The 20,498-nt window shown below is 63.3% G+C and carries 17 protein-coding genes and 1 pseudogene; 9 read left to right on the forward strand and 9 right to left on the reverse strand.

Annotated elements, in window-relative coordinates; all coding sequences use genetic code 11:
• Together E1809_RS23045 and E1809_RS23050 are read left to right on the forward strand one after the other, a co-directional pair.
• The coding region (locus tag E1809_RS23045; protein WP_165962474.1) for an MFS transporter at positions 1-462 on the forward strand (462 nt) is incomplete at its 5' end.
• A 150-nt stretch (positions 463-612) separates the two neighbouring features.
• Positions 613-1,593 (forward strand): LysR substrate-binding domain-containing protein, encoded by a 981-nt coding sequence (locus tag E1809_RS23050; protein ID WP_133206580.1) that lies wholly within the window; start codon positions 613-615, stop codon positions 1,591-1,593.
• Between the two features lie 34 nt (positions 1,594-1,627).
• Here E1809_RS23050 and E1809_RS23055 read toward each other — a convergent pair whose 3' ends face one another.
• Positions 1,628-1,888, reverse strand: a complete 261-nt coding sequence (locus tag E1809_RS23055) for a hypothetical protein (RefSeq protein WP_133206581.1) — start codon at positions 1,886-1,888, stop codon at positions 1,628-1,630.
• Between the two features lie 94 nt (positions 1,889-1,982).
• Positions 1,983-2,691, reverse strand: a pseudogene (locus tag E1809_RS23060) (DDE-type integrase/transposase/recombinase); the annotation flags it as partial.
• Positions 2,692-3,041: 350 nt separating this feature from the next.
• Between E1809_RS23060 and E1809_RS23070 the strand changes: the two are divergent.
• The 3 genes from E1809_RS23070 to E1809_RS23080 all read left to right on the forward strand — a co-directional run bounded on the left by E1809_RS23070 (position 3,042) and on the right by E1809_RS23080 (position 6,155).
• Positions 3,042-4,121, forward strand: coding sequence for a tyrosine-type recombinase/integrase (locus E1809_RS23070; RefSeq protein ID WP_133206583.1), 1,080 nt, complete (start codon positions 3,042-3,044; stop codon positions 4,119-4,121).
• A gap of 22 nt (positions 4,122-4,143) precedes the next feature.
• On the forward strand, positions 4,144-4,446 hold the full coding sequence (locus E1809_RS23075) for a helix-turn-helix domain-containing protein (RefSeq protein WP_235835744.1): 303 nt from the start codon (positions 4,144-4,146) through the stop codon (positions 4,444-4,446).
• A 233-nt stretch (positions 4,447-4,679) separates the two neighbouring features.
• Positions 4,680-6,155, forward strand: a complete 1,476-nt coding sequence (locus E1809_RS23080) for a hypothetical protein (protein ID WP_133206585.1) — start codon at positions 4,680-4,682, stop codon at positions 6,153-6,155.
• 602 nt (positions 6,156-6,757) lie between these two features.
• Here the strand turns inward: E1809_RS23080 and E1809_RS23085 are convergent.
• The 4 genes from E1809_RS23085 to E1809_RS23100 form a co-directional block, all read right to left on the reverse strand.
• Positions 6,758-9,856, reverse strand: a complete 3,099-nt coding sequence (locus E1809_RS23085; protein ID WP_235835745.1) for an RHS repeat-associated core domain-containing protein — start codon at positions 9,854-9,856, stop codon at positions 6,758-6,760.
• Between the two features lie 81 nt (positions 9,857-9,937).
• Complete coding sequence (locus E1809_RS23090; RefSeq protein ID WP_133206586.1) at positions 9,938-11,122, reverse strand: hypothetical protein; 1,185 nt, start codon at positions 11,120-11,122, stop codon at positions 9,938-9,940.
• Positions 11,123-11,559: 437 nt separating this feature from the next.
• Positions 11,560-11,823: a ParB family protein gene (locus tag E1809_RS23095; protein ID WP_133206587.1), complete on the reverse strand. Its 264-nt coding sequence runs from the start codon at positions 11,821-11,823 to the stop codon at positions 11,560-11,562.
• A 139-nt stretch (positions 11,824-11,962) separates the two neighbouring features.
• A complete protein-coding gene (locus tag E1809_RS23100; protein ID WP_308166911.1) occupies positions 11,963-12,775 on the reverse strand; it encodes an oxidoreductase in 813 nt (270 codons plus the stop codon).
• Here E1809_RS23100 and E1809_RS23105 point away from each other — a divergent pair.
• Positions 12,705-13,127 carry a TetR/AcrR family transcriptional regulator gene (locus tag E1809_RS23105; RefSeq protein WP_165962475.1) on the forward strand — a complete coding sequence of 141 codons (423 nt, stop codon included), beginning with the start codon at positions 12,705-12,707 and terminating at the stop codon, positions 13,125-13,127. The two genes, E1809_RS23100 and E1809_RS23105, sit on opposite strands and share 71 nt — an antisense overlap.
• A gap of 237 nt (positions 13,128-13,364) precedes the next feature.
• Here E1809_RS23105 and E1809_RS23110 read toward each other — a convergent pair whose 3' ends face one another.
• A complete protein-coding gene (locus E1809_RS23110; protein WP_133206590.1) occupies positions 13,365-14,654 on the reverse strand; it encodes an LCP family protein in 1,290 nt (429 codons plus the stop codon).
• A 265-nt stretch (positions 14,655-14,919) separates the two neighbouring features.
• On the reverse strand, positions 14,920-15,903 hold the full coding sequence (locus tag E1809_RS23115; protein WP_235835746.1) for a polysaccharide deacetylase family protein: 984 nt from the start codon (positions 15,901-15,903) through the stop codon (positions 14,920-14,922).
• 480 nt (positions 15,904-16,383) lie between these two features.
• Here E1809_RS23115 and E1809_RS23120 point away from each other — a divergent pair, with 480 nt between their 5' ends.
• The 3 genes from E1809_RS23120 to E1809_RS23130 all read left to right on the forward strand — a co-directional run bounded on the left by E1809_RS23120 (position 16,384) and on the right by E1809_RS23130 (position 19,230).
• The gene (locus E1809_RS23120; RefSeq protein ID WP_133206592.1) at positions 16,384-16,545 is read left to right on the forward strand and encodes an SRPBCC family protein; all 162 of its coding nucleotides are present in this window, start codon (positions 16,384-16,386) and stop codon (positions 16,543-16,545) included.
• Between the two features lie 24 nt (positions 16,546-16,569).
• A complete protein-coding gene (locus tag E1809_RS23125; protein WP_133206593.1) occupies positions 16,570-17,133 on the forward strand; it encodes a hypothetical protein in 564 nt (187 codons plus the stop codon).
• A gap of 234 nt (positions 17,134-17,367) precedes the next feature.
• On the forward strand, positions 17,368-19,230 hold the full coding sequence (locus E1809_RS23130; protein ID WP_133206594.1) for a polysaccharide deacetylase family protein: 1,863 nt from the start codon (positions 17,368-17,370) through the stop codon (positions 19,228-19,230).
• Between the two features lie 61 nt (positions 19,231-19,291).
• Here the strand turns inward: E1809_RS23130 and E1809_RS23135 are convergent, their stop codons facing one another.
• Positions 19,292-20,344, reverse strand: coding sequence for a hypothetical protein (locus E1809_RS23135; RefSeq protein WP_133206595.1), 1,053 nt, complete (start codon positions 20,342-20,344; stop codon positions 19,292-19,294).
• Between the last annotated feature and the right edge of the window lie 154 nt (positions 20,345-20,498).

Genomic DNA, 20,498 nt, shown 5'->3' on the forward strand with positions numbered 1-20,498 from the left:
GACAAAATCGGGCGCAAGACCATGTTCCTCAGCGGAACCATCGGCGTAGGCATCACCATGGTGCCCTACCTCTGGTCGATCACCACCGGCAACTGGGCGTTGATCTTCCTGTTCGGCATCATCAACTACGCCTTCTTCTACTCGATGGTCAACGCGTCCTGGCCCTCGTTCTTCGCTGAGATGTTCCCCGGCCGCTTGCGCGTTTCCGGGCTCGCCCTCGGCACCCAGATCGGCTTCGCCATCTCGGGTGTCATCGGCCCCGTTCTCTCGACAGCCCTCGCCGGCGCCGACCTCAAGGGWTGGGTCGGCCCGTCCATGGTCGCACTCGGATTCATGGTCTTCGCCGGAATCGCCGCGCTCACCGCCAAGGAAACCGGCAAGTACACCCTGAAAGAACTCGACGAGGTGCACCAGAGCGAGCAGGAGAACGCCGCYGTCGCTGCCGCGACAGTAGGAGCATGACAACGCATGATCTAGCAGCTAAGCCGGGCGCAGAGAAGTAACGGATACTCCTCGGCGTGAGCCATAGTCGACCATCACGATGGCGACAGGCGGCGGCCAGCTAGCCAATGGGCCAGCTGGCCGCCAATCGGCTGTTCAAGGAAGGGAACTGTGGACACGCGGAAGTTGGAGTATTTTGTCACGATCGTGGACGCCGGAAGTATCACGAAGGCCGCATCGGCTCTCCACGTCGCCCAACCGGCGCTCAGTCAACAGGTTTCAGTCCTTGAGAAAGAACTCAAACAGCGGCTGCTTATTCGCAGCAAACAAGGCATTGAGCCGACCGCTGCCGGCCACACCCTTTACCGCCACGCCCAGACGATTCTTCGCCTGGTCGAGGAAGCCCGGCAAGACATAGCCAAAGCCGGAGGCGCACCGTCAGGCCACGTTTCAATCGCCATCGCGCCAGATAGCATCGTCCCGAGCCTCACACCGCGAATCGTCCAAGAGGTAAGGAAGCGCTACCCCGACATTTCGCTTCACCTGACAGAGAGCGTCGGCGGGGCATTGAGCGAAGCGGTGAAAAGCGGCAAGCTCGACATGGCCCTCATCTATGAGCCAAGCGAAGCCCGTGGGGTTCGCTTTACCACCATGATCGTCGAGGACCTTCACCTGGTAACCAACCCGGCTGTAGAGATCGCCACCCAGGAAGATGGAACAGTCACGGCAGAAGAAGCCTCAAAAGTGGAGGTGTTTCTTCCCGGCCGCGATCACACGATCCGACAGCTGGTGGAAAAGGTATGGCGTGAAAAGGGCCTCGACCTGCGCCTCGTCGGGGAGGTCGGCTCACTACCGTCATTGGGCAGTCTCCTCCGCGCCAACCTCGGAGCCACTGTGCTCCCCAAGTCGGCCGTCGAGGCTCTGTTCCCGGGGCAGGGCTTCACCTCCCATCGGATCGTCAGTCCGTCACTGCAAAGCAAAATCGCATTGTGCACGGCCAATCATGATCCCCTCTCCGAAGCCGCCTCCGCAGTGCTCGTAATCCTCCGGGAAATGCTTCATGAGCAGCTGTTGGCACAGTTCCAACACGAGCCAACGCCGGCCGGCGGTCTCGCGTACCTCAGTTCACCGCCTGAACAGATTCTTCCCTAGAAACTCGGCGGGTCTACAGGCCATCCGAAGAACGCTACCTGCCCTCCCAGGGGAAGCGTTCAACACGCATCAACCCTTCCCGAATCTCCCTGGCCCGGGGTTCAAGCCCAAGGTCGGGGAGATGCCCCAATCCGTAAGTGAGCCACATCTCCCCGAATTCTCTCTGCTGGCGCGACAGGCTGGACTTCCTGGACAGATCCAGCGCCCGCAAGACTCGGACGCGGGGCGTCGCCCGCCCATCGAACCATCCCTGGATCAGCTCCACGACCACCTGAATAACGATCTCCGCAATCATGTCACCAACTCCAATTCGGGCGACGCCACGGTCCGCCCAGGACAATTATCTATGCAGCCTCGACCATATTGAGCCTGGAAGCGCAGAACCCGTTGTTGTGCTTGGGCGTGTACGGCTTCGTCCGCCGATGCTCGGCACCATCCAGGGCAGCCGCGAACGCTTTGGAGCGGTAGCAGGAGCCATTGTCGGTGATGATCCGCTCGATCTTCACGATCCCGTGCTTGACGCACCAATCGCGGGCGCGATTCAAGAATGCGACGGCGGTGGGACCCTGCTCGTTCTCGAGCGGCTCGATGTTTGCCAGGCGCGTGTGCCCGTCGATCGCGGAGTGCAGGTACGCGTAACCGGCTCGCGCCCCCGCGTGTCTTCGCGCGGGCTGCGGCCTTGGCCTCGGGGCTGTCTTGCCGTGCGCGCGCCAGCCGCCGCCGTCGGGGATGCGCCCGACCTTCTTCACGTCCAGGTGGATCATGTGACCGGGATGCTTGGCAACGATCGTCTTGGCCGCCCGGTTCGTCTCGCCGCTCGGGTCGATGAACCGGCGGCGGTTCAATTCGAGCAGTGTCAGGTGCCGGGTGATCGTGCGCCGGCTGGCTCGGGTTCCGTTCTCGCGGAGCTCGAAGGCGATGCGGGAAGCGGTCAAGCAGCCCGAGTTCGCCGAACTTCCGATAGCGGGTCACCCACTTCGACGCGGTGGCCCGCGGGATGCCCATCTCGGCGGCCACGTGCGCGATCGGCCGGGTGCGGCAGCGCTCGACAAGGCGCTTGCGACCCTCGGGAGTCAGCGGCGCGTTCTTGTGCGTCATCTTGTCGGCCGTGCTCCTGGGTACTCGAGTGTGTGTCCGGGGTGGGAATGACCGAGACGTTGCCGGGACACGCAAGCTCAGTCGCGTGGCAGGCCGGTGGCGCGCGTGATCAGCGCGTCGAACTGGCGATCGGAGAGAATGTTGCGGGCGGCGATGAGCGGTTTCGCGCCGAATCCTATCCCGAATCCCGTCAGTTCTCACGGAAGAACAGACGGTCATGTTCCGCGCGGATATACGCCAATCTCCCCCGCTTCGGACCTAGTGCAGATGTTTGACATATTTTCATGATTCCTGAACCTTCCGTGATATTCATGATCAGTGCGGAGTATTGTCGAACCCAGGGACGCGTGATGGTGCTTGCTTCCGTCCGCTCCATCGGGTTCAGCAGGGCTCTGCGTTCGTCCCAGGACGAGGAGGACTTTGAACAGGAACTGGTCGATCAGTTTGCCCTTGCCCAAATCGGCTCGGGCGTCACGGACGGATTCGTCAGGACCGAGCGTTCTGTGATCTTTGAGTTCGCCCGTTTCATTGGGCAGCCTCTTTGGACGGCCTCGCCGTCTGATGCCGACCGGTTCCTGACCCATCTGCGGCATGAACGGCAACAAGCGCGGTCCACCCGGGAAAGCAAGACCGGTACGCTTGCCAGGTTCTTCGACTTCCTGATCGCCCGATATCAGGGTGACATCCATGCCCTGACCGGATACGTGGTCACGCAGCCTATTGACGAGTTCAATCGCCCCTCCAGCTCGTCGTTCGTGGCTACCCGGATCCCGCCCAGCGACCCGGAGGTTGAGGCTCTCTTCACGCAGTGGCGTGATGCTTTGCCCGATGCACGAAAGTACCTGCCCGCTGCCCGCGATTATCTTGCGGCCTCGTTGTGGCGCCGCGCAGGGCTGCGGATCAACGAGACGGTGATGCTCGATATCAAGGACTGGCGCCCCGATCTCGGTGAGCACGGCAAGCTCCATGTCAGGTTCGGGAAGGGCAGCCGCGGCCGCGGCCCGAAACCGCGCATTGTTCCTGCGATCAATTCCGTCGACACGTTGCTGGAGTGGTGGTTGACGGACGTGCGCCACCAGTTCGGCGATGATTACCTGAATCCGAACGCGCCGCTGTTTCCGAGTGAGCGGCGCGATCGGCATACCGGAGGCCGCGCACGGGCCGGTGATGATGCGCTGCGGGACGGGCTGGCCGACGCGGTCCAGCGTTGGCTGCCGTCGTGGCAGGGACGGCTGAGTCCGCATGGACTGCGGCACTACTGCGCGTCGTCCCTCTATGCTCGGGGCTTGGACCTGAAAGCGGTCCAGGAACTGCTCGGACATGAATGGCTGTCGACCACCACCCGATATATCCACGTCCATGCCGACCACGTCGACCATGCCTGGGCGGTCGCGAACGAACGCGTGGCTGCCCGGCTGACAGGAGAGTGACACAATGCGTTGGAATCTACGAATGGTCGCCGCGGAGCGCGGGATCTGGAAATCGACAGAGCTGCGTCGTCGGCTTGCCGATGCCGGCCTGGAGATCAGCACGGGCAAAATGTCCGGGCTCTGGACCGGGACACCGACCACGATCCGGCTCGAAGACCTCGACGTCATCTGCGCAGTGCTCAACTGCTCACCCACGGAGCTGCTGATATGCGAACCTGAGAAGGTTGCCGCGGCACGCCCGAAGCTGGCCGAAGCCTCATCAGCCGGAGCCCCGCCGGCGGTGGTTCCCCGGCTCGGGCGCAACCGCTCCAAACCTCCGGCGTGAGGGGATCCAGCGAGCCGCGCCCCTGCAGCGTCTGTGGCCTGCAGCCGGTCGCATGGAGCTACCCGCGCCGGACGAAGTTCTGCTACGACTGCATGCCCGGCGGCCCGTTCGTCCCGCCGCCGTGCCGGCGTTGCGCGCGCACTGATGGCTACTACTCCGCAGGGCTTTGTGACCGCTGCCATCGCAGCGCACCTCAACCGGTGTCCTCGTGCAGGGACTGCCACGCCTGGGGTGTGGGAAGGATCAACCAGTGGCTCTGCAAGGCCTGCAAGTTCTGGCGAAAAAAGTACGCCGAAGGAACCTGCCGGGCCTGCGGCATGGTGGTTGCCGTCAATGACGATCAGGCGTGCCGGCTCTGCTGGAACCAATTCATCGCCGCCGGAGGGAGGAAAAACGGAGCCGACCTGCTGGCAGCCAACAGATTCGGCCAGCAGCTGTTCCTGGCCAACCTCCGCCACGCCAGTGCAGGGCAACGGCTCGGCACCCGGCGGCAACGCCGAACACAACCCGCTACCGAACCGGTCCCGACCTTCACGGCTGTCACCCACCGCCAGCTCGTACTGTTCCCCGCAACGCGCGACGTGAAGAACGGCCGAATCCACGGGTTCCCCGCTCCGGCCGAACCGGCAATGGCCGCCTTCCTGGAGGAGTTCCTCATCGGCCACGCCCAAAAGCACGGGTGGAGCCATACTGCAACCAAGGGCGCCCGCCGCGGACTCACCATCGCCCTCGGCCTGCAAGACACACCAGGCGCGCCCCTGCGCGCCACCGACATCCTCGGCCTGCAGCAAATCGGAACCAATACCTTGCGGCTGCTGGAAGTGTGTGCGGCAGCAGGCCTGCTCGAGGACGACCGCGAACCCGCCGTGGACAAGTGGTTCAACACCGCCGTCGCAGAGTTGCCCGAACAAATGCGCAGCGAGCTCAGCCGCTGGTACGCGGTGATGACCAATGGCAGCAGCACCCCTCCCCGCAGCAAGCCCCGGTCGGAACAAACCATCCGCCTGTACCTGCGCTGGTCCCTGCCGGCCCTGCACGCCTGGGCTGCGTCCGGACACACCACCCTCCGCGAACTCACCACGGAAGACGTCAGGGATGTCCTCCCCGGCTCCGGCAACCCCCGCGCCAGAATGGGGCAGGGACTGCGCTGCCTGTTCCGCGTCCTCAAAAGCCACCGCGTCATCTTCTTCAACCCGATCGGCCGGATACGCACCGGCACCCACGAAACCCGACACCCCATGCCCATGCCCGCAGCCGTGCTGCGCGAAGCGTTCAACTCCGAGGACCCGGCCCGGGCCGCCCTCACAGCGATCGTGGCCTTCCACGGGCTGCGATCCGGCCAGCTGCGCAAGCTGCAACTGACCGACATCCACGACGGGCGCCTCCACCTCCAGGACCGCACCATCCCGCTTCCGCAGCCGGTCCGGGACCGCCTGGCTGCCTGGCTGTCCTACCGGGAACACCGCTGGCCCATGACCAGAAACCCCCACGTATTCATCAGCAGACGCACCGCGCTCGATACCTCCCCGGTCGGCGTCCAATGGATCACCACCTCCATGGGCATGACGCCTCAGGAAGCCCGCGAAGACCGGATCCTCCACGAACTGCACGCAAGCGGCGGCGACCTCCGCCGCCTCTGCGACCTGTTCGGACTCAGCATCGCCGGCGCCAGCCGTTACTCCTTCGTCCTGACCCACCCGGAACTCTAACGCCTGACCTTCCCTGCCGGGCTAGCTCCACCGCGCCTGCAGAACTAACGAAGGCCTTCGGCGCCTACTCCCCTGTTCAAAGCTTTTCGCACTCGGTCGGCCTCCAGACTACTGAGCCCGGGACTCAGCAATCATGCCAGGAGTCTGTCCGGACTTGGCTTCGAAAGCGTAGAACACAGCTGAGCCAAACCATCTCTTCGATCTGGTCTGGGCTTAATCAGCAAAATAACCACGCCAAGGACCAGTGGGAATCCGGGGCATAAATCAGTTCAAAGCGCCCGGTGGCGAGCACAAGGAGGAAGACAAAAAGACTGGCGTGACAGGATATCATTGCAGCGATTCAAAGTACTTTGGACTTCCTCAGAAGCGTCCATTCTAAATGGCGTTCCACCGTTCAGGGTCGGTAGATCATTTTCGTGTTCCTCGCCGATCAGGTTTATCCCGCTTCCCTGGACCTCTAAAGACCATGATCACTGATATAACCAGGACGACAGCGCAGGCGATCCTGATGTCCAAGGCATCATTTCTGAGGAAGAGGAAGATGCTAAGCGCACACATCAGCCCCCATCCGATTCGCCAAATTATCATGGGCTCGTCCTTCCCTATATGGTCCCGCAGGCACGTGCTGCCGTCCAAAGGCCCCCAAGGTAAGCCACCGCAGTTAATCCGAAGGTCAGCGTGGCGACTGGGACTGTGAAGGCAGCGGCGATAAGAAATCCGGTGCCGAGCACGGTGAGCCCCCAGCCGATCACGCAGTCCCATCCGTCAAGTCCTGTCGGATCTGTGGCATTGATGGGGTTACAGCCGACGTAAGCGTAGCGGTTGGCTTCCTGTCCTGAGGGGTCGGGTTGGGTGAAGCGGCCGGTGGTGGGGTCGTAGTAGCGGGCGCCGAATTTGGTGTAGCCGGTAGTGTCTTTGTAGCCTCCGGCGTATTGCCAGGGGTTGGTGGCGGCTTGAGCGCCTGTGGCGGTGGTGTTTCCCCAGGAGTCGTAGGCGTAGCTTGCGGCTGCGGTCTGTGTGCTATCGGTGAGCAGGAATGTGGAGCTGAGAGCGTCCATCGTGTAGTAGAAGCTGGCCCCGGCGCCGGTCCGCATGCTGATCAAGTTACCCTGCGGGTCGCGGATGAACGAGGTGTTCCCTCCTGCGGTGGTTTGCTGGCTGATGCCGATGGTCCCGTTGAGAAAACTGGTTGAACCGGCGGTGGTGCGTTCGTCGTTCCGTGGACCCGCGTAGCTGAAGTTCGTGGTGGTGCCGGAGGTGTAGCTGCTGAGCTGGTCGAAGGTGTTGTAGGCCTGGGTGGCGGCGCCGGCTGTGGTGGTGTTGCCGTTGGCGTCGTAGACGTAGCTGGTTGCGCCGGTGGGTGCTGTGGTGCAGGTTCCAGTGCTGGCCCCGGTCCAGCAGAGCTGGTCGGCGGCGTTGAACGCTGCGTACACGGTCGCGGCACCTGTCTTGGTGGCCTGGGTGCGGTTGCTGTTGGAATCGTAAGCCCAGGTCTCGGTGGACGTTCCGGTGACCGCGGAGGTGAGCCGGTTGACCGGGTCGTAGGTGTAGGTGGTGGCGAGGCTGCCGTTAGGGGTCATGGTCTTGCGGAGGGCACCGTCCTTGGTCCCGTTGAGCGTGTAGGTGTAGGCACGTGAGTCCAGCACGGTGCCGCCGCTGTTTTTGGCGGTGATGCTGGTGGTCCGGCCGGCGTTGTCGTAGACGGTGGTGTTTGTGACCCCGTTCGGGTAGCTGGTAGTGGTCCGGCGGTTGTTGTTGTCGTAGCCGAATCCTGTGCATTTGGTGCTGTTCGGGTAGGCGGGCGTGGCGGGGCAGGATCCGCCGGGCTCGGCAAGGGACACGAGCCGGTTCGCGGCGTCGTAGGCGTATCCCACGGTCCCGGTCGGGTCCGTGAAGGTGAGGATGTTCGAGGCGCCGTCGTAGGTGACGGTGGTGGTGGTCCCGCCGATGGTCTTGGTGAGAGCCCTGTTTTGGGCGTCCCAGGTGTAGGTGGTGGTTCCGGCGGCGTCGACCCGCTGGGTGAGGTTCCCGTCGGCGTCGTAGGTGTAGGCCACGCAGGTCGCGGCGACGCAGGTGGTGCCGAACCGGATCTGGGTCAGCCGGTCGTTGGCGTCGTAGCTGTAGGTCGCTGTCTGGTTGTTGCCGTCCTTCTTCGTGGCGACCCGCCCGGCCGCGTCGTAGGTGTAGGTGGTCGCCCCCAGTGGAAGCGGCGGGGTGACGGTGACGGGGTTTCCGGCGGTGTCGTAACCGTAGGTGGTGGTGTTGCCGTTGCCGTCCGTGGAGCGGCACAACTCGCCGGGCTTGGCGCCACAGGTGGTTCCGAGCGCGTCTGCCTGGTAGAAGCGTTGCGGGGTGCCGCCGGCGTTGCCGGGGGTCAGGATCTTTGACGGGTACTTGGTGTTCGCGTCGTATTGGATGGTGCTGGTGTTGCCTTCGGTGCTGGTTGTGCCGTTGGGCCGGTGGTTCAGCAGCGGATCGCCGGTAGCTGTGGGGCAGGCGAAGGAGACCTCCGCGCCTGCTGTGCCGACAGCCGGGGAGGTGATTTTGGTCAGGTTGTTGTTGGCATCGAAAGTGGATGTGGTGGTGTGGGCCAGCCCGTCGGTGGTTGTGAGGCGGTTGTCGTGACCGTCGAAGGTGGCCGAGGCGGTGTGTCCGTTGGGGTCCGTGGTGGTCAGGACCCGGGTCTTGGTGCTGTCCAGGGTGTAGGTGGCCTGTTTGCTGTTCGGGTCGGTCAGGTAGGACAGGGACGAGTCGGCGTTGTGGCTGACGGTCCAGGTCGCCGCTGCGGACGAACCGGAGCCGTAGGTGATGGTGGAGACCCAATTGTCGGCCGCGTAGGCCAGGACGGTGGTGTTGGTGCGGCCGTCGGTGATGGAGGTGAGTTTGCCGTTAGTGTAGGCGAAGGTGGTCACAGCGCCGGTGGCGTCGGTGATCTTGGACATCCGTCCCGTCCCGCCGCCGTATTCGATGTTCACGGTCCGGTTCAGGGAATTGTCGGTGATGGCCGAGGGCTGGTTGAGGTTGTTGGGGTCGTTGTAGGCGTAGGTGATGAACCGGCCCTGGGTGTCCGAGGTCTGGGTGAGCAGCCCGTTGCTGTAGTAGTAGTCCACGACGTTCGGGTTGAGGATGTTCGCATCGAACGAGTCCAAGAGCGTGAAGTTGATGCCGTCGGACTGATAGTCGTTGGTGATGCCGGTGTCGTTGAACCGCAGCTGGTACTCGGCGGTGGAGATCTTGGTCAGGGAGGCGTTCAGTCCCGGAGGCATCGTGTAGGTGGAGCCTGAGAGGACGAAGGTGTACCAGCCACCGTCCGGGGCCGTGTAGATCACGTTCGAGGTGGCCGGATCGATCCGCAGCGCACTCTCCAGCCGTCCCATGGACAGGGTGGGCCGTTGGTCGTATTTGCTGTTGTAACGCCAGGCGACGTTCACGTCCTGGCCGATGCCGCGGATGTTGAACAGCTGCCCGGTGAGCACGACGTTGCCGCTGGTCGGGTTCAGAGCGAGAGCGGAGGAATCGCTGAGGCTGTGGGTGATCATGGAGGCGCTGCCCCGGGAACCGGAACCGGTCCCGTTGGCGGTTACCGGGGGCAGAAGGTTGGCGTTGGCGAACCAGCCCTGGGAGTCGATGATGACATTCACCGAACTGCCGCCCGAGTTGAAGATTTTGATCTTGCCCGTGCTCGCGCTGGGCCGGACCACGACGACGTTCGAGGCGGAGTCCGAACTGTAATTGACGGTGCTCAGGTTCGGTTCGGCCTCATCCGAAGGCCAGACGCGCAGTTACCCGAACCCTGTGGAGAGCGGGGTGATGTTCATCATGACGCCGGCGACATTGGGCGAGGCCGCGGGCAGGCCCCCGACCCCGCCGATCTGGACCTCGACCGTGGTGTTGGCGGGGATCGCGGTATTCGGTGCCACGCGGGAGTCATAGATCCGGGACTCGACCGTCGTGAAGGAACTCGTGGAGACCTGCCCGTCGAAATAGCCCTGGATGTCGATGAGCACGTTCACCCCCGGGGTGACGGACATGTAATGCTTGATGTCCACCACGCCTGCGGCATTCATCTGCAGGACCGCGCCGATCGCGGTGGTCTGGTTGCCGCGGAAATTGATCGATGTCCCGGGGTTACCGCCCTGGGCGAACCCGTCCCCGGGAAGCGTGGCGAAGACAGGGTTGGACGCGTCGGTGCTGATGACCGTGATGTTGGCGAAGACCGCCCCCGCCGTGTCCGGGACACCGCCCTTGCTCTTCAGCGTCACGGACTTGACCGCCGTCCCGGTCCAGGCACCGGCCGGAAAACCGGTCCCGTCGCGGGTGTCGATCACCCGGGACGTCGGCACGGACACGAAGCCGCCCGGGGCCGGCGTACTGCCCGAGGTGTAATAGCCCTGCACGTCGACGATGAATTGCTGCGAAGTGCTGGAGTAGAGAGCGAGCTTCCCGTCGCTGCCGACCGCGATCGCGGCCGAATTCGAGATCGTGTCCCCGGCACCAGAGAACAGCACCGTGGTCTCATGGTGGCGGCCCGAGTTCGGCACGAGCTGCGCGGCGTTCGGTGCCGTGCCGCCCACGATCGTCAGGTTCACCAGGACCGTGGCGACACCTGTGGCCGGGACCCCGGCCTGGCCCAGGATCTGGAACGGGTACCAGGTGCCGGCGGCCACCGGTCCGGTGATCCCGCCCAGGCCGCTGCGGGTATCCACCGCCCTGCCCTGCACCGGGACGAACACACCGGCCTGCACCGACGGGGTGGACTGCATCGGCGCCAGCGCCGGCGCCCGGACCGACGAAGACGCAAGCGGCCCCGAACCTGTGGAAGCGGGGGCGGCGAATGCCGGGGCGCTGAGCCCGTACACGCCAAGCGCGGCCGCGACAATCGCGGCAATAAGGATCCTTAAAGTCAGGAAACCGACGGAAACGGGCTGGAAAAAGGCAGGCTTGCGCCGGCTCCGGACAATAGTCATCCCCCACAGAACTTTCTACGAAACAGACCGCAGGGCCGCCCATGCACGAAAGCCCGAAGCCTCGAGACCAATGATGGGACGAGGCTAAATTACCCGCGAATAGTAAGCAAGCTTTTTATCCGCTTCCACGCATGACAAAAACTGTAATGTTCACCAAAGCGGAAATAGACGCGAGTCAACCCAAATACCAACTGTTTGGTCCAGTGCCAGGAATCCACGGCTTTGGTAGCTCACATGCAGGTCTTCCGTGGCGATTTTCTGACCTTCGTCAGGATTGCCCGACGTCACGGCCAGGCGTTCTCACCCGAGGCTCTAACCGCTGGTCCAGTGTCGGAATTAACCGCCAGACGGAGCGGCCGATCACATTGATGCAGCGCATTGAAGACATCAAACTTCTAGAGGATGGCGTCAGAATGGCAGCTTTTAGAAGGCATTCACTACGTCGGTTCGGCGTTTTGCCGGCGGATTTCTTCCCTGGTGCGTCGTCCGCGACGGAGTGCTCCGGCCGGGACGCCCGGCCATTTCTTGCCGGCGTTGTACTTGCGCTGCAGGCGCCTGACTTCGCGCATGGTTGCTGCCTCGATGAATTCCGTGATGGACGTATGTCCTTCGAGGTGACCGGCAACCAGGAACGCTGCCCGGACCTGCTCGGCGTCAGACTCCGTGAAGTACGGGGAGAAGGATTTGTTCTTTTTATCCACGTTGATCTAACTCCTCCCGCAGCATGTGCTTAGCGTGTCGGACGTATCGGTCTTGGCTGAGGGATTCGCGTCCGCGCCTCCCCTGAGCACTCGTGGCTACCACGCGTCGAGCCAACTCACGGTGTCAGACCCCGTACACTCAGGCCCAATCGCTTGAGTTCCCGTCAATCCGGGCTTCAGATTTCGTGAACCCCCGGGAAACCACGGCGTAGCGGGTTTTGGGGCGCTTTGCGGTGACGGCCTTGCCGATGGCGTCGGAGATCACGGAGGGCGGCGAGTTGCGGTTCGCGTTCGCCTCGGATCGCAGGGATTTCGCCATTGCCGCCGCCTGCTTCTTGTACGCGCCGGACCCGGCGGTGCTGTCGAGGTGGTCGGCGGCGATACCGCCCCATTCAGTGGCAATGCCGCCGGGCTCGATGACGACGACATCGACTCCGAACGGAGCGACCTCGATTCGCAAGCAGTCACTGAGCGCTTCGAGGGCGAACTTTGTCCCGTGATACCAGCCGCCAAGTGGGGTGTGGAGCTTGCCTCCCATGGAGGTGATATTTACGATCGTCCCGGAGCGCTGTGCACGCATGTGGGGAAGCGCCAGCTGCGCGAGGCGGATCGCGCCGAACACGTTGACCTCGAACTGGCGGCGGCCCTCGCCGATCTCGACATCTTCGAGCGCGCCGTAGGAACCGTAACCGGCGTTGTTGACCAGCACGTCGATGCGGCCGGTCTCTTCGATGATGCGCGCGATACCGTCCTGCATGGACTGGTCGTCCGTGACATCCATTGCCAGCGGGCGGATGCCGTCCTTCGCGAGCTTTTCGAGCCGTTCCACGCGACGGGCTGCGCCGTACACAGTGAACCCGAGCGATTGCAGCTTCCGGGCGGTGGCAAAGATCCTGGATGCGGCCCGCTCGCAGATCGGACTGCACGGCCCCGACGTGGGCATGGAGGCCATCGCCAGTGCGGCAGGGGTCGCCGTCGGGACGCTCTACCGGCACTTCCCGACGAAAGTTGACCTCGTTGCAGCCGTGCTCTCGGAGTACACCGAGCAGATGATCGCGGAAGCTCACCGCGCGCTCGCTCGCGCGCAAGACGAAGAACTCACGCCCTTGGAAGCGCTGGCGGGTTTCCTTTTGGAGGTCATCCGCGTCACAGCGCAGAATGCCGCGGCGAAGGCTGCTGCCCCGGCGCTCGGCGCGTCGATCAACATCGACGAATCCGAAGCGGCGAAGGCCCTTGAGAAGCTGATCGCGCTTGGCATCACCACCGGTGAGGTCCGGCCCGACCAACAACCGTCAATAACCTAATGACCAGCAACAACTAGTGCATCGAGGAGGTTTACGCTACAATGCAGCGCTGCGGTCTTTACGGCTACAGACAGCGTGGGGGAACGGCATGAGCGGTGAACCTGAGGTCCTCGTTCTGACGGAGGATCTGCAGATTCCGTCCGGCGGGCGACGGTCCTGCCTGGGATATCCGGTTTGCTGCGACGATTTTGGCGCTACCCGTTTTCTGGTCCGCGCCTTTCCTGCCGACCTCAATCCCTATTTGACGCAGGGAATGGCACCGCCTTGAAGCGCCCCGGTGGAATCAGCATAGATGTTGCTGGCGGGTGTTGGCGGGGCGGCCGCGGACAGGGTTGCAGCTCCCGGAGCCGCTACCGCCTGGGGCGCTGTGGTGGAGGGTGAGCTCGGCGCGGCCGGCGCAGGTGCTGCCGATGCGGGTTGCGGGGCGGGCGGCGCCGGAGTGAGGAGTTCCTTGACTGTGGCCTGTATCTGGTTGATGTCCACGGTATTGATGGAGGCGCCCTCGGGGGACGTTCCGAACCCGGTAATCGGCAGCGTGGTGAAGGCAATGTTGCCGCCGGTCAGGGAGGTCGCCTGCTGGGCCAGCTCGATCAGGTTCAACTCCGAATCCACCACGATGTTCTTGCTCACCGCGTCCAGCACAGCCTGCATTTTCCCGACGTCCGTGAAGGTTCCGGCCTGTTTGAGCTGGTGGGATACGGACGTGATGAAGGCCTGCTGCCGGCGTTCGCGGTCCAAGTCCGAGAACAAGTAGTTGGGGTCGGACGTATCCCGGCGCTGCCGGACGAAGGCCATGGCCTGTTTCGCGTCGATTTGCTGCATGCCTGCTTTGAAGTCAGCCCCGGAGAATGTGTCCTGGGTGGCCTTGTTGATGCACACTGTGATCGGTGCAATGGCCTGGGCGGTCTGGTAGAACGCGGCCATGGTGACTTCGAGGAAGTGGTCGATGTGCACGCTGCCCAGGAACGCGGTTACAGTGGCTATTTCGGCTTTGCGCCCGGCGTCGCGGGCCGCCTGGTAGGTGGTGTCGTCGTCGGGCTTTCCCGCATTGATCAAAGCAGTTTTTGCTGCCGCGAAACCGTAACCATATGCCTCTTTGATTTTCGCTTTGAACGGGCCGCTTCCCGGTATGCCGTCAACCTGGACGTAGTCATCGCGGGGAATGGAGATACCGGTGGCTTTGGACCCGTCCGCGGGTATATGGATGAGCATCAGGACGTTGGAGTTGTAGCCGCCGGTGTTTTCATCGCCCGCGTGAAGGGCGTCATACATCTCAGGAGGAAGGGGCTTGCCCTGCTCGTCCACCCTTGTATCCAGCCCCATGACCAGGATGTTGGTGTCCTGGCTGAGCTTCGGCACCGCCTGGGGCAGCGTTTTCAGGTCCTTGAGGGCATCCGAGCGGTGCACGTTGTTGTTGACCGCAACCGCCGTGCCGCCCACATAGGCGACGACTGCAGTGGCGGCCAGCGCCAGGCAGGCAGCAACCGAGACAAGGACGACAAATTTGCGCCGGGACTTCGGTCGCATGTGCCTAGGAGCACCCGTAGTCTCCGTCCTGGCGGCTGATCTACCGCGGGGGCGGTGGCGCCCATCAACCATTAATTCCTCCTGACACGGAAACTGGCAGGCGCCAGGATCGTTCGCGAGACCTGAAAAAACAATGATGGCAGCTTTCACTGATTCTCAGCTGGATGCGCCGGTCGGACACGGGGTGTTGGGCGCGAGCGGACATGGCACCTATTCCGAAGTTGGCATCTTGCGACGGTGGGGTTTTGGCCCTCGTCGGCACTCTTTAGGGGCCAGGCGTGGTTGCGGTGTCGTACATTTCGTAGTCGTCGGTGGTGATGGTGCCATTGGTTTGGATGTTCATTCCCCAGCTGATGCCCGAGGCGCCGGCCGGGAGGGCAGGTGTGGTCCAGGTGGCTTGGGTCCAGTCAGTCGCGGCATTGAGCAGGGGGCTGGCTGTCCAGTATTGCCAGTATCCGGTGCCGGTGCGGTAGTAGAGCTCGAACTGGGTCGGTGCGGTGGAGGTGTACCACGCCTTGAGCAGATACGTGTGTCCCGGTGTTCCGGCTGGGGAGCATCCGCCCAGGTCCAGGGCCGGCAGGAGTTTCCAGTGTGGCCGGGGTTGACGACGGCGAAGGCAGGGGTGTTGGCCAAACAGGTCAGGGCTGATGGTCAAGGTCGGGTCGGTGCCGACCGCGATGTGGTGGAAGGTGAGCTGCATCCAGCCGCCACCGGCTGCCTCGGCATTGGTAACGGAGTTCTGCAGATCGGCCAGCGTCCAGGTGCTGTCGGCTTCGGAGGGCGCAGCGGTGTCGTAAGGGTTGGCCGGAGGAATGGTTTCCGCGGCGGGGAATCCGGCGGAGGCCGGGTCATTGCTTTGCAGGTCTCCGAGCCCGCGGGCGCTGTTGAATCCGCAGTTCTGCACGATGGCCTGAGTGTTGGGATCCTGGGAAGCGAAGGGGTAGGCAAAGCTGGTGACCTTGAAGCCCATGTTGGTCAGGGCGACCCTGCCGTTGCAGATCTGCCGCGTGGCTTCGTCGGCGGGGAGATTGACCAGGTCGGGGTGGGTTACGGTGTGGCCGCCGATCTCGTTGCCGTCGGCCGCGATCTGTTGCAGATTGGCTTGGGTGAGGTATCCGGGCTGGTCGATCCACCCCGAGACGGTGAAGAAGGTGCCGGTGAGACCGAGGGATTTCATCGTCTGTTCGGCAGGAAGCTGGTCCGCGTTGGTGTCATCGAAGGTCAGGGACACGATGGTGCCCGCAGGCACTCTCGGACGCAGTCGAATCTTCAGATGCATCGTGGTGGGGTGTCACCGTGACGCTTCGGAGGCCTCTTGCTTCCTGAACACCAAACAGCAGGCCTTCTGCAACCCACCTCGGACCCTACAGGGTCCAACCAAAGGCGGTCGCGAGTGATCGCTACTGGACTGCGGGAAGAAATTCGCGAGTGCTTAGCATCGTCCGCTCTTAGGTATGGGGAGGGCGGACGAATGTAGCGCGCGTTGACATCTGGTGTCGCCTCTGTGCCCGGTGGTACCTTGGGCCGATCAGGGTCTATTTGACTTGCATCGCTGCGCGGAGACCGACTGGGGGTACACCGCATCTTGCCCGTACGGGCGCGCCAACCAAGTACCCATCCTCGACGAATACCCCAATTCCGGGCAATGCGGCACGCCAACTCGCTCGCACGGCACGCGATCGCGCGCTTCAGGCCCATCGAGGCAAGCCCTTCTGAGGAAGGAGTAGCAATGCCCATCACCGACGAGAGCATAGTCATCCCGGTCCCACCCGAGGAAGTGTTCGACTACCTCAACGACCCCGCACACCTCCCCGAATGCGATGTGCGCGCCAACCTAGCCACGCTCTCCGAGAACCTCACCGAGCACAAGAACCACAAAGCCGAAGAATGACAAGCGCCGAATCGGGATCATGCCATGGAACTAGAAAAATACGACTCGCGATTCGCGGGCGAGGCCAGGACGCCGTCCTACATCGAAGCTGAGCGCCTGGTTGGCGAAGCCTGCTCAATGTTCGCTGACGCCGCTCAAACCCTCCATGAGGGCGGCGTTCCGACCGAACCCATCGAAGTCTGGCCCGAACATGTTTTTGAATCGGCATGGAAGCGGTTCTTCGGCACCTATCGCCCGTCGAAAGCAGCAGACGGGTGGGAGCTCTTCCCCGGATTCCACATCGACACCGGCGGGGGTCTTTGGCGCAGGGAATGGACCCACCATCCTTGGGAAGCCGATACATGTCCCGCTAGCTTCGACACAAAACCTGTCATAACGAGCGACTGGGTCCAGATCTTTAGTTCCGCTGGCCCGGCCACCTTCGAGCTTGGCTTCGGTAACGTCAAGAAGTATTACGACAAGGACGATCACCCCTATCTCGTGCTCAGCCATGCCGTCAACGGAGACTTTTACAGCGAATACCCCGAGGGAAACTTCAAGGACGTGCTGCTTGGCCGAGTAGCTTTGCTTCTGCACCCCGCAGGGTAGCGGCCCTTCAACCATGACGGCCCCACCAGGCCTCGATCGGGTGGACCGCCCACAGCGGATTCGCTCAGGACTGACCCGGACCGACCTTGGTGAAGCTCCGATCAAATAGCGGTTGATCGGAGCTTCGATTCATTATGCTCACCCCAACCTTGAGGCTTCCTGTGGCCACATGCGGACCAACGATTCCGCACGGACTAACTAGCTACATCAGAACAAACTGGGGAGGAGTTAATCATGAGGAATACGAACTTATGGAAACGCTGGACTGCCTTTGGCAGCACAGCACTGGTGTTTGCCGGGCTGCTCGCGGCGACGGTGTTCGCCGCGCCAGCGCAGGCCGCAGCGAATACCGTGGTGTCCCTGACATTCGATGACGGCAACGCGGACCAAATGACCGCCGAATCCACCATGAAAAGCCTGGGACTGAACGGCACCTTCTTCATCACCACCGGTTGGATCGACCAGCCCACGTACTTGACCACTGCGAACCTGCAGCAAATGGCCGCCGACGGCAACGAGATCGGAGGCCATACTGTCACCCACCCGGACCTCGTCTCCCTGACCACCGCCGAGTCGACCCGGCAAATCTGTGACGGTCGTGTCGCCTTGATGAACATGGGCTTCAAAGTCACCAGTTTCGCCTACCCCTTCGCGTCCGAAAACCCGGCCACGGAGGCCCTGGTGAAGCAATGCGGGTTCAACAGTGCCCGGGGATTGGGTGACATTGCCGCTCCGGATCCCGCCTCCGCGAAGCTTCCGGCGGCAGAAACCATCCCTCCGGCCAACCCCTATGACACCGCGGCCCCGGATGAGGTAGACAGCACCTGGACCTTGCAGGACCTGCAGAATGAGGTGACCCACGCCCAGGCGGCCGGCGGTGGCTGGGTCCAGTTGACCTTCCACCACATCGCGGTCGGCACGGACCCGACACTGACCATCACCCCCACCCTGTTCAACCAGTTCGCGACTTGGCTCGCGCAGCAAAAGGCGGCCGGCACCGTCGCGGTGAAGACCGTGGACCAGGTCATCGGCGGCACCCAGAAGCCCGCAGTCCAGGGCCCGCCAGTCCCGCCACCGCCACCAGCGGGCACCAACATGATCCAAAACCCCAGCCTGGAAACACTGGCAAGCGGCATCCCGCAATGCTGGGCAGCAGGCGGATACGGCACGAACACCGCCGCCTTCGCCGTCGTCTCCCCCGGCCACACCGGCAAGAACGCCGAACGACTCACGATGAGCGGCTACGTGTCCGGGGATGCGAAGCTATTGCCGGCCTTGGATCTGGGCGGCTGCTCACCCACTGGCACCCCCGGACATACCTATCAGCTGAAAGCCTGGTACAAGTCGACGGCGGCAACCCAGTTTGAGCTCTACTACCGGATCGGGAACGGGTTCTGGCAGTACTGGACGGCAAGTCCGCTGATCGGCGCCGCAACGAACTGGACCCAAGCCACCTGGACCTCGCCACCCCTGCCAGCCGGCGCGTCAGGAATCAGTTGGGGCCTGAACATCCAAACCAACGGCACCATCACCACCGACGATTACGGGATGTACGACGTCGGCACCGCACCGACGCCTCCGCCGCCACCGCCCGCGGGTGGAAACCTGGTCCAAAACCCGAGCCTTGAAACAGCCGGCATCGGCGGCTTCCCCCTCTGCTGGCAGGCCGGCGGATACGGCACCAACACCGCAGCCTTCAGCACCGTCTCGGCGGCACACACCGGCACCAAGGCCGAGAAGTTGACCGTCACCGGTTACGTCAGCGGCGACGCGAAACTGCTACCCACCCTGGACAACAGCACATGCGCACCGGCAGCCACAGCGGGCCACACCTATTCACTGAGGGCCTGGTACACCTCAACCGCTGTCACACAGTTCGTTGTGTACTACCGGGACGCCTCCGGCAATTGGGTGTACTGGACGTCCGGGCCGTGGTTGCCGGCCGCGAGCACCTACACCCAGGCCAGCTTCACGACGGCGGCAGTCCCCGCCGGGGCCACCGCACTGAGCTTCGGGTTGAACCTGTTCAGCAACGGAACTCTCACGACGGACGACTACGCGATGTACGACACCGTCGGGGCCCCGCTACTGGGGTGAGCTGCTGGGCAACTGATTGAAACGCTGAGGGCGGCTACCGATGTAGCCGCCCTCAGTTTGTTCAGGGCATATAGATGACACCGTGGGGGACGACGTCGGTGCCCAAAATCGCCAGCGGGGTGACGCTTCCATCGTTGAGGTTGAGGCGCGCAAGGTAGTTCGCGGGAGTGGGCACCGGCGGGGTGTTCGAATTGCCCGGTGTGACCGCGGCATACGCTGCGCCCTCGACGAGGTGGCCGTCGACGATGTCCACAGTGTCTGAATGGGCGTCGGTCACGATCAACTTGCCCCCGGAGTGCGTAGCGAAAGTGGTGTCGTCGACTGACTGGGCGAGGTTCAGGACCTGCAGCGGCGCGTTGGGGGCGAGGCTGGATGCGAAAACTGCCTGCTGGTCCCCCTGGGCGTCGAGCATGAAGTCGCCGCCGAAGCGCTCTGCGTTCGCCGGGACGACCGTGTTCGAGTCCGGGTCCGTCAGCGCGAGCTGGGTGGAGCCGGACTGGCCGGCGTTCGCGACGCTGGCCACGCTGTCGGTATTGATCGCCGTGGTGTCCACATGGGCGACTCCGCCGTCTTTGAGGGTGATTCGGTAGAGCGCAGGACCGCCGGAGGGGTTGGACGCGCTGGTGTAGATAGCGCCGTGGAAGACGCTTACCGCGTCGGTGCCGCCGCCATGCGGCAAGGCCTCGTCGTAGGTGTAGTGCTGCACCGCGCCACCAAGATCGACCGTGTACATGCTGCTGTTGCTGTCTTCGTTGACGGTGAGGATCACGCGATTATTGGCGGCGTCGGCGCCCATACCGTCGATTTTGCCGGTGATGTTCCAGGTCTGTTCGATCTCGCCGCTGGGCTTCATTTCCACCAGCGTGCTCTGCTGCGGGGTCCCGACAGCCGGGCCGTCGGAGGGCACGCCGTTCTGGAAGCCGACGAAGATGTGCGGCCCGATGAAGGTCGCATCATCAGGTGACGACCAGCCGTGGGCCTTGCCGTCCAGGATGACGCGCGCGTGCAGCGCGGACCCGGCGGCAGCGGCAGGAGCGGCTGCTGCCAGTGTGCCGGCTCCTCCCACCGCGGTCAGGACCACGCCGACAATGCCTGCGAGTTGGGTCTTCTTCATCAGAATCCTCCTAAAGGGTTGGCACGACCGTGCCGCGGGACAGACGACCGCGACGCTATACAGTCCAGGTTGCCCCGGGATGAACAACAAGCGACGGATAATTCCGATACCACCGGTTCACAAACGCGGAGCCGCGGCCCGTTTTGCCAGGACC

It is taken from the genome of Arthrobacter terricola (assembly GCF_004354015.1).
Taxonomy (GTDB): Bacteria; Actinomycetota; Actinomycetes; order Actinomycetales; family Micrococcaceae; genus Arthrobacter; species Arthrobacter terricola.

What these genes read in the sequence shown, in the direction of transcription:
- E1809_RS23070 (WP_133206583.1), top strand. Translation starts at nt 3,042, where the DNA reads ATGGTGCTTGCTTCCGTCCGCTCCATCGGGTTCAGCAGGGCTCTGCGT.
- E1809_RS23090 (WP_133206586.1), bottom strand. Translation starts at nt 11,122, where the DNA reads ATGACTATTGTCCGGAGCCGGCGCAAGCCTGCCTTTTTCCAGCCCGTT.
- E1809_RS23125 (WP_133206593.1), top strand. Translation starts at nt 16,570, where the DNA reads ATGGAACTAGAAAAATACGACTCGCGATTCGCGGGCGAGGCCAGGACG.
- E1809_RS23055 (WP_133206581.1), bottom strand. Translation starts at nt 1,888, where the DNA reads ATGATTGCGGAGATCGTTATTCAGGTGGTCGTGGAGCTGATCCAGGGA.
- E1809_RS23135 (WP_133206595.1), bottom strand. Translation starts at nt 20,344, where the DNA reads ATGAAGAAGACCCAACTCGCAGGCATTGTCGGCGTGGTCCTGACCGCG.
- E1809_RS23120 (WP_133206592.1), top strand. Translation starts at nt 16,384, where the DNA reads ATGCCCATCACCGACGAGAGCATAGTCATCCCGGTCCCACCCGAGGAA.
- E1809_RS23075 (WP_235835744.1), top strand. Translation starts at nt 4,144, where the DNA reads ATGGTCGCCGCGGAGCGCGGGATCTGGAAATCGACAGAGCTGCGTCGT.
- E1809_RS23100 (WP_308166911.1), bottom strand. Translation starts at nt 12,775, where the DNA reads ATGGCCTCCATGCCCACGTCGGGGCCGTGCAGTCCGATCTGCGAGCGG.
- E1809_RS23130 (WP_133206594.1), top strand. Translation starts at nt 17,368, where the DNA reads ATGAGGAATACGAACTTATGGAAACGCTGGACTGCCTTTGGCAGCACA.
- E1809_RS23110 (WP_133206590.1), bottom strand. Translation starts at nt 14,654, where the DNA reads ATGCGACCGAAGTCCCGGCGCAAATTTGTCGTCCTTGTCTCGGTTGCT.